The organism is Pseudomonas sp. P7758 (assembly GCF_013386485.1).
Taxonomy (GTDB): domain Bacteria; phylum Pseudomonadota; class Gammaproteobacteria; order Pseudomonadales; family Pseudomonadaceae; genus Aquipseudomonas.
Genome location: NZ_JACARS010000112.1, coordinates 19,199 through 27,697, shown reverse-complemented (window position 1 = coordinate 27,697; position 8,499 = coordinate 19,199). Strand labels below are relative to the sequence as shown.

Below are 8,499 nucleotides of genomic sequence, written 5' to 3'. Positions count from 1 at the left end.
GCTTGCCTGCGATGCAGGCAACTCGGTCCTTCAGAAACACCGAGGTGATGCCATCGCAGGCAAGCCAGCTCCCACAGGTAACACTCGACCCGTAGAGGAATAACAATGCCCCAACTCGCTAACCGCCGTGCTGTGATCACCGGCGCCGGCAGCGGCATCGGCGCCGCCATCGCCCGTGCCTACGCCGTCGAAGGCGCGCGCCTGTTGCTGGCCGACCGCGATGCCGCCACCCTCGCCGAAACCGCCATCACCTGCCGCAACCTCGGCGCCGAAGTCCTCGAGTGCGTGGCCGATGTCGGCACCGTCGACGGCGCCCGGGCCAGCGTCGATACCTGCGTCACCCACTACGGCGGCATCGACATCCTGGTCAACAACGCCGGCATGCTGACCCAGGCCCGTTGCGTCGACCTGACCCTGGACATGTGGAACGACATGCTGCGCGTCGACCTCACCAGCGTGTTCGTCGCCAGCCAGCGCGCCTTGCCTCACATGATCGCCCAGCGCTGGGGCCGGATCATCAACGTCGCCTCGCAACTGGGGATCAAGGGCGGCGCCGAGTTGACGCACTATGCGGCGGCCAAGGCCGGCGTGATCGGCTTCACTAAATCCCTGGCCCTGGAAGTGGCCAAGGACAACGTACTGGTCAACGCCATCGCACCCGGGCCCATCGAAACGCCATTGGTAGGCGGCATCAGCGACACCTGGAAACGCGCCAAGGCCGCCGAGTTGCCCCTGGGTCGTTTCGGCCTGGCGGACGAAGTCGCGCCGACTGCCGTGCTGCTGGCCAGCGAGCCGGGCGGCAATCTGTTCGTCGGCCAGACCCTTGGCCCGAACTCCGGCGACGTCATGCCATGAGCGGGTACTAAGCATGTGCGGACTTTGCGGCCTGCTGGGCGAAGACCTGCACTGGAGCGATCCCTTGGGCGATGAATTGCCGCGCCGACGCGAACGTCTGCGCCGCATCGCGGCGATCAATCAGGTGCTGGCGGTGTTCCGGCTCAAGGTCGAAGACTTCCAGGGCGCGTCCTATCTGCTGCTGGGCGCCACCGGCAAACAGGAACTGGCCAGCGGCCTGGATCAACTGTGGCAGGCGGCAGAGACCATGCTCGGTCGACCGCTGGACCCGTTGGACCCGCGCCTGCTCGATCATCTGGAACTGTAGGAGCCCGGCTTGTCGGCGATGGCGTCCTTGATATCGCCATCGCCGGCAAGCCGGACTCCTGCAGGGGCATCATTGAGGTAGAACTATGAGCATCGCGCTAAACGTCATCACCGGCTTCCTCGGCAGCGGCAAGACCACCTTGCTCAAGCGCCTGCTGCAAGGTGAAAGCCTCGGCGACACAGCGTTGCTGATCAATGAGTTCGGCGACGTCGGCATCGACCACCTGCTGGTGGAGGAAGTCGCGCCCGACACCGTACTGCTGCCCAGCGGCTGCGTGTGCTGTTCGATTCGCGGCGAGTTGAAAGACGCCTTGCTCGGCCTGTTGCAGCGTCGTGAGCGGGGCGAGATTCCGCCCTTCAAGCGGGTGATCCTGGAAACTACCGGCCTGGCCGACCCGGCGCCAATCCTCGCCACCTTGAACAACGACGTGCAACTGCGCGGGCGCTTTCATATCGGCCTGGTGGTGACGCTGGTGGACGCCAGCCACGCCGCCCTGCAAGAGCGCCTGCACCCGGAATGGCTGGCGCAAGTGGCCGCTGCCGATCGCCTGCTGTTGAGCAAGACCGACCTCGTCGAAGACTGTGGCCCGTTGCGCTTGCACTTGCAGGCACTGAACGCCGGTACGCCGATCCTCAATACCTGCGATATCGACAGCGGTGAACAACTGCTGCTTGGCGAAGGCCTGCGCAGTGCCGAGCCCGTTGCAGAAGTCGGCCGCTGGAAACTCCATCAAACCACCGCCGCCAACCACGGCGCTGCGCAAGTCTGTTGCCTGACCTTCGATCAGCCGCTGGATTGGGTCGGTTTCGGGGTCTGGTTATCGATGCTGTTAAGATGCCACGGCGAACGTATTCTTCGCGTCAAAGGACTGCTCAACGTGAACGCCAGTAACGCTCCCATCGTCATTCATGGCGTGCAGCATTGTCTGCATGCCCCGGTTCACCTGCCTGCCTGGCCGGGGACCGATCGGCAATCACGCCTGGTGTTTATCCTGCGCGGGCTCGACCCGGCTCTGCTGCGGCGCTCCTTTGAAGTGTTCTCCAGAAGGTTTGCCGCATGATCACGCTTCGCGTCCTCGGCACCTCGGTGACCTTGCTCGAAACCTTGCGTATGCGAGCGGAAAAAGAGCTGGGCATTCGCCTGGTGTACCAGGTGCATGATGTCGAGCAGGCCCAGCGCATTGCGGTGATGCAGCCTGACAGCTACGACCTCTACGACCAGTGGTTTCACAACGTCGACTTCGTGTGGCCGGCGCGGGCGATCCAGCCGATCGACACCCGGCGCATCGCGCTGTGGCACGAGATCAACGACCTGCCCAAGCGCGGACGCTTGTCCGCCAACGACCGTCTGGGCAGCGGCAGTGTGCCCAGCGAGCGCCTCTTCGTGCAGCACGACGGCAGCCTCGGCAGCACCGTCACCGAACGCATCAGCATGCTGCCCCTGACCCACAACTCCGACAGTTTCGCCTACCGCCCCGAGCGCTTGCCCGAAGGGTTCAACCGCGGCAACGAGAGTTGGGGCTGGTTGCTGGACCCGGCCTGGGGCGCACGCACTGCGTTGCAGAGCGACGCCGCCATCGGCGCCCTGGACGCGGCGCTGGCCGTGCAAGGCGCGGGCCTCGCGAGCTTCAAGGACATCGGCAACATGAGCATCGAAGAGATCGACGTACTGGCCGATATCCTGGTGCGTAAACAGAAGGAAGGCCACTTCGCGGCGTTCTGGTCCGATGACGAGGAAGCCGCGCAACTGATGCTCAGCCCGAGCATCGATATCCAGAGCCTGTGGTCACCGACCCTGATGCGCCTGCATCGGGCCGGGGTCAAATACCGCCTGGCGGTGCCCCGTGAAGGCTATCGCGCCTGGTTCGGCGGGTTGTCGCTGTCGCGCCATGCCAAGGGCCCGGTGCTGGATGCGGCCTATGCCTACCTCAACTGGTGGCTGTCCGGCTGGCCGGGTGCGGTGATGGCGCGCCAGGGTTATTACATCGGCAACCCGGCTCGCAGCCGTGATCACCTGAGCAGTGCCGAATGGGACTACTGGTACGCCGGGCTGCCCGCCCGGGAAGAGCTGTTGGGCAGCGATGGCTTGCCGCTGATCGATGTGGGTGACGTGCGCGACGGCGGCTCCTATGAACAGCGCATGGGGCATATCGCGGTGTGGAACTCGGTGATGGATGAGCACAACTATCTCGTGCGGCGTTGGGGGGACTTCATGCGGGCGCGAACGTCGTAACGGCAGCCTGTCGCCAAATTAATGACATATAAACTCCCGTATTTATTGGGTGCACTTCTTCTCTTGCGCAGCTAATCTGGATAATTCAAATATCCCTGTAAAAAGGATATTTATTTGACGCCGGTTCAGCTGTCGCGAGGGACGCGTATGACGAAGGGACGTTTCGGCTGGAGGGGGCAGGCGCTGCCAGAGGGCAACAGAATGAGGTGGCGCCATACGTTTCAAACCCGGATTGCCGGGGTGCTGGCGCTGCTGTTGCTGGTGGTCGTGGCGGCGGTGTATTTCGCGGTGAAAACCGCCACCAATCGCGCCGTGGAAAACCAGGCTCAGGTGCAGTTGGAAACCGGCAGCCAGGTGTTCGAACGCCTGCTCGACCTGCGTGGCCGGCGCCTGCAATACGGCTTGAACTGGCTGACGGCGGACCTGCCGTTTCGCCAGGCTGTCGCCGATGGCGAGCCCGACGCGATTCTCGCGACCCTGCGCCGGCATGGCACCGGCCTGAGTTCCAGCGAGGTATTTGTGCTGGGGCTCGACGGCCGCGTGATGGTCAGCACGTTACCGGCGCTGACGTCCGGCCAGGCCTTTCCCTATAACGATGCCTTGCGCCAGGCCCGGCGCAGCGGCCTGCAAATGTTGATCGTGGCCCTGGATGGCCGGCCTTTCCTGCTGGTGCAACAGGAAGTCGTCGACCCCGCGCCGATCGCCCGTGTCGCCATGGGCTTTCCGATGGACGAAATCTTTGCCAGTGAATTGCGCTCCATGAGCAACCTGGAAGTGTCGTTCATCAGCGCGCAGCATGGTCAGCCCGGCGAATTGTTCAGTACTCAGCCCGAGGCGCTACAGGCGTCGATTGCCAGCGACCTGCAGGGCGCGTACATCACTCCGGTGGCGCAATTGAACCTGTTCCACGGCCAGCGCTATCTCAGCCAGGTGCTGCCGTTGGGCAACACGGCAGACGGTGGCGAGGTCCGGGTGCTGCTGCAAAGCCCGCTGGACCACGCCCTTGAATCCTTCGCGCCGCTGGACCGGCAATTTCTCGCGATCGCCCTGGTGGTGCTGCTGGTGTCGCTCGCGGGTGCGTTGTTTCTGGCGCGGCGGGTTTCACGCCCACTCAATGCGTTGGTGCAGGCGGCCGAACGCATCGGGGCCGGTGACTACCGCACACCGGTACAGGTGCGCAGCCACGATGAATTCGGCCTGCTGGCCCAGGCCTTCAACGCCATGCAAACCGGGATCGCGGTACGCGAGCGACAACTGGCCCACAACGCCTTGCACGACCCGCTCACCGGCCTGCCTAACCGCGCGCTGGCCATGGAGCGCCTGGGCAGCGCCATCAGCGCTGGCCGGCCGGTGGTGTTGCTGTACCTGGGGATTGAAAACTACCGGGTGATCAACGAAGGCTACGGCCCGGAAGGCGTGGAAGAAATGCTCCGCGAAGCCAGCCGCTGCCTGCTGTCGAGCCTGTCGGCCAGCGACACCGCCGCGCGCATCACCGGCAGCGAGTTTTTGCTGCTGCTGGAAAACACTGCGATCGACCGCGCGGTGGCCCTGGCTGACCGCTTGTATGGGCTGCTCACCGAACCCCAGCGCATTGGTGGCGATGAATTGCGCCACGAAGTGAGCATCGGCATCGCCGCCTACCCGGCCGACGGCCAGCAGGTTGAAGAGCTGATCAGCCGCGCCGCGATTGCCCGCCACGATGCGGCAGCGTTCCCGGGTTACTTACAGATCTACCAGCAGGACCGCGACCTCGCCCATCAGCGCCAGATCAGCCTGATTCGTGACCTGCGCCGGGCGCCGACGGAGGGCGAGTTGTACCTGTGTTACCAGCCCAAGCTCGACCTGCACCATGGCCATGTGCGCCAGGCCGAAGCGCTGTTGCGCTGGCAGCACCCGACCCTGGGCCTGGTGTCGCCGGCCGAGTTCATTCCCCTGGCCGAGCGCACCGGCAGCATGGGCAGCCTGACCCAGTGGGTGATCGAAGAAGCCATTCGCCAACTGGCCGAGTGGGCGGTGCGCGGGTTGGAGGTGCAGTTGTCGGTGAACATCTCGGTGGATGACCTGGCCGATGACGGCCTGGCCCTGCGGGTGACCGAGTTGCTGGCGCACTACCGGGTATCGGCCCGGCAACTGATTTTCGAAATCACCGAAAGCGCGATCATGCACAACCCGGCCCAGGCCCTCAGCGTGCTGGAGCAACTGCGCGCTTGTGGCATCAGCCTGTCGGTGGATGACTTCGGCACCGGCTATTCATCCCTGGCGCAACTGCAACGCCTGCCGGTGCAGGAATTGAAGATCGACCAGTCGTTTGTGCGCAACCTCGACAGCACTTCCGGCGACGGCGTGATCGTGCGCTCGACCATCGAAATGAGCCACAACCTGGGGCTCAAGGTGGTGGCCGAAGGGGTGGAGTTCGAGCCCAGCCTCAAGCTGCTCAAGCTCTGGAAGTGCGACACGGCCCAAGGCTATCTGATCAGCCGGCCGTTGAATGCCATGGCGTTTGAGATGTGGATGCGCCGCGAGCGCGTGCCGGTCTAGGGCGTCGGTGGCTGCACCGACGCCGGTCTTTCAGTGTTCCACCGTTGCATCGACCAGGGTTTGCAACCGTTCCCACAAGCCTTCGACGTGGTGGCGCTCCGTCCCCAGCGCGCCAATGGACACGCGTACCATCCAGCGCGCGTCGAGCACGGCGGGGGTGACGTAGGCGCTGCCTGAATGGTTGAGCTTTTCCGCCCAGGCCCGGGTGTAGTTATCCAGCGCCTCACCATCAAGGCCTGGTGGCTCGTGGCGAATGCACAAGGTTTGCAGGGTAACGGCGGCTACCAGTTTCCAGTGTTTGCTGCCTTCAATCTGTTCTGCCAGCCAGCGGGCATTCGCCAGGTCACGCCGCAGCCGGGCCTGCAGGCCGCTGACGCCTTGCTCGCGGATCAGGAACCACAGCTTCAGCGCGCGGAACCGGCTGCCCAGGGAGATCCGCCAGTCGCGGTAGTTCCTGACCTGGCCGTCAGCCTTGGACTGTAGATAGCTGGGGTTGGTGGTCATGATGCGAATCAAGTGCTCGGGGTCGCGTACAAAGTACACCGAGCAATCAAACGCCGCCCCCAGCCATTTGTGAGGGTTGAGGACCAGCGAGTCGGCGTTCTCGATGCCGTGCCACAGCGCGCGGCATTCCGGGAGGATCATCGCGGCCCCGGCCATGGCTGAGTCGACATGCAACCACAGGCCGTGGCGTTGCGTCAGGGCGCCGATGGCTTCCAGGGGGTCGATGGCCATGGCTGCCGTTGTGCCGGTGGTCGCAATCACCACACAGGGTCTGTTCCCGGCAGCCAGGTCTTGTTCGATTGCCCGCTCCAATGCATGCGGTGACATTGCATTGTGTTCGTCGGTTGCCACGGTACGGATATTGTTCTGGCCGAACCCCGCCAGGATCGCGGCCTTGTTCACTGAACTATGGGCGTGGGCCGAGGTGTAGACGATCAAGGGGGCGCCGCTGTTTTGCAGGCCATCGTGCATCAGCGCGTAGTGGGAGCTGCGTTCGCGGGCGCTGATCAGCGCCACCAGGGTGGAGGTCGAGGCCGAGTCCTGGATCACTCCGCTCCAGTTGGCGCTCAGGCCGATCATGTCGCGCAGCCAATCGGTGGTGACTTCCTCGATTTCGGTCAGGGCCGGGCTCGATTGCCACGACAATCCCACCACGCCCAGGCCGGTACTCAAGCAATCGCCGAGGACGGAGGACAGTTCCACATTCGACGGGAAGAACCCGAAGAAACTTGGATGCTGCCAATGCAACAGACCGGGCATGATCAGTGTTTCGACGTCGCCCATGATCTGTTCGAACGGTTCGGCTGTCTCAGGCGGGCTGGCCGGCAATGCGGACCTGATTTCTCCCGGGGCCGTGGTGGGTTGCACACCGCGTTGCTCGATGTTTTGTCGATAGTCTGCAATCAGGTCGATCATGGCGTGGCCATGTCGGCGGAATTCTTCAGGTGTCATATCAGGGTGTCCGTCAGGAAGAGGAATAAAGGCGTTAGCACCAGAAGTAAAACGGCTGGCCAGTGGTATAGCCGATAAACGACTGGATGCTGATGCGCTTGCCTGAATCGAAACCGCAAATGGCATGGGGACGGCGAGTATTGATAATCACCAGTTCGTTTTTCTGCGGCTGGATGCGCAGCGGTTTTTGCAAACGATCTTCGGGCAGTTCCGCCCCTTCGAAACGGATGACCTCGTCGTAGGTAAACGCCTCGGTATCCCAAATGACCAGTTCACCTCCGGAAGGGGGTACTTCGAGGTAAATATTCGCGCTGAATTGATGTTCCAGTTCAGCAATCGACAAGGGCAGGCAATCGACATGGGGGACTGTTTCGGAGAGGTGGGCTGTCTCCGGGAACATGGCGCGGATAATGCCGCAGAACATCGGCTGGCCCTGGAAGGCCGCGGTTGTCGCGCCTTCTGGCCACACCTGCCGGATATGCTCCATCAGTAGATGGATGGGTGGTTTGCGCGGGGCACAGAGGTCATCGATCACGCAGCGCATGTGGGTGGCGTCTGCGTAGTATTTCTGTTGCGAATAGCTGTCTGCGGCCTTGCCGTAGGTGGAGTTGAACGGTGTTCCCCAGCGATGGACACCATAGAAATGCTGGACAACTTTTCCGTGCTCATAGGTCTCGTGGTTATATTCCTGGAGCGTCGCCGTTTCGTTGATATGTTTATTTAGTACTTCGCTGGTTTGTTCATTCGCGTAGTCAGGTACCCGGATGGCAAGTATTTCTCCGCGAATAAGTTTTTCCAGGCTGAGTGTGTCGAGTTGCTCAAGCGCCAGGATCCCGGGCGCCTGGCTATGCGGGACTGCAGGTATTGATTCAACGCTGTTGAGGTCCGTCATGATGAAAACTCCATGTTAGTTACAGCACGTCATATAGATAACGTTTGTTTGGCTGGGGATTTACTGGCGACAGTGAGCGTCGGATGGCGCAGGGCCAAAGTTGAGGGAAAGACTTTTGGGGAGGTATAGGACTTTTCCGAGTAAACTTTTAAATACATCGGCGCTATCGGATCGCTTTATTTCACGCATAAAAAAAGGCGGCTACCCACTTAGGTAGCCG

General features: G+C 62.5%; 7 protein-coding genes. 5 read left to right on the top strand and 2 right to left on the bottom strand.

Annotated features, from left to right (window positions below):
- Nucleotides 1-105: 105 nt before the first annotated feature.
- The 5 genes from HX873_RS23335 (at nt 106) to HX873_RS23315 (ending at nt 5,932) form a co-directional block, all read left to right on the top strand.
- Nucleotides 106-855, top strand: a complete 750-nt coding sequence (locus HX873_RS23335; protein WP_177123267.1) for an SDR family NAD(P)-dependent oxidoreductase — start codon at nt 106-108, stop codon at nt 853-855.
- Between the two features lie 13 nt (nt 856-868).
- On the top strand, nt 869-1,162 hold the full coding sequence (locus HX873_RS23330) for a hypothetical protein (protein WP_003210398.1): 294 nt from the start codon (nt 869-871) through the stop codon (nt 1,160-1,162).
- An 85-nt stretch (nt 1,163-1,247) separates the two neighbouring features.
- Nucleotides 1,248-2,222 (top strand): GTP-binding protein, encoded by a 975-nt coding sequence (locus HX873_RS23325; protein WP_177123266.1) that lies wholly within the window; start codon nt 1,248-1,250, stop codon nt 2,220-2,222.
- Entirely contained in the window at nt 2,219-3,394 is a 1,176-nt protein-coding gene (locus HX873_RS23320) for a PotD/PotF family extracellular solute-binding protein (RefSeq protein ID WP_177123265.1), read from the top strand. Before HX873_RS23325 ends, HX873_RS23320 begins: the two co-directional genes overlap by 4 nt.
- Before the next feature lie 201 nt (nt 3,395-3,595).
- Nucleotides 3,596-5,932, top strand: coding sequence for a bifunctional diguanylate cyclase/phosphodiesterase (locus HX873_RS23315; RefSeq protein ID WP_177123264.1), 2,337 nt, complete (start codon nt 3,596-3,598; stop codon nt 5,930-5,932).
- A 30-nt stretch (nt 5,933-5,962) separates the two neighbouring features.
- Here HX873_RS23315 and HX873_RS23310 read toward each other — a convergent pair whose 3' ends face one another.
- Entirely contained in the window at nt 5,963-7,387 is a 1,425-nt protein-coding gene (locus HX873_RS23310) for a pyridoxal-dependent decarboxylase (protein WP_177123263.1), read from the bottom strand.
- Between the two features lie 34 nt (nt 7,388-7,421).
- The gene (locus HX873_RS23305; RefSeq protein WP_102368166.1) at nt 7,422-8,279 is read right to left on the bottom strand and encodes a 2OG-Fe(II) oxygenase; all 858 of its coding nucleotides are present in this window, start codon (nt 8,277-8,279) and stop codon (nt 7,422-7,424) included.
- Nucleotides 8,280-8,499 lie beyond the last annotated feature (220 nt).

Coding starts and splice junctions, on each gene's coding strand:
- HX873_RS23305 (WP_102368166.1), bottom strand. CDS start 8,279: ATGACGGACCTCAACAGCGTTGAATCAATACCTGCAGTCCCGCATAGC.
- HX873_RS23315 (WP_177123264.1), top strand. CDS start 3,596: ATGAGGTGGCGCCATACGTTTCAAACCCGGATTGCCGGGGTGCTGGCG.
- HX873_RS23325 (WP_177123266.1), top strand. CDS start 1,248: ATGAGCATCGCGCTAAACGTCATCACCGGCTTCCTCGGCAGCGGCAAG.
- HX873_RS23320 (WP_177123265.1), top strand. CDS start 2,219: ATGATCACGCTTCGCGTCCTCGGCACCTCGGTGACCTTGCTCGAAACC.
- HX873_RS23330 (WP_003210398.1), top strand. CDS start 869: ATGTGCGGACTTTGCGGCCTGCTGGGCGAAGACCTGCACTGGAGCGAT.
- HX873_RS23335 (WP_177123267.1), top strand. CDS start 106: ATGCCCCAACTCGCTAACCGCCGTGCTGTGATCACCGGCGCCGGCAGC.
- HX873_RS23310 (WP_177123263.1), bottom strand. CDS start 7,387: ATGACACCTGAAGAATTCCGCCGACATGGCCACGCCATGATCGACCTG.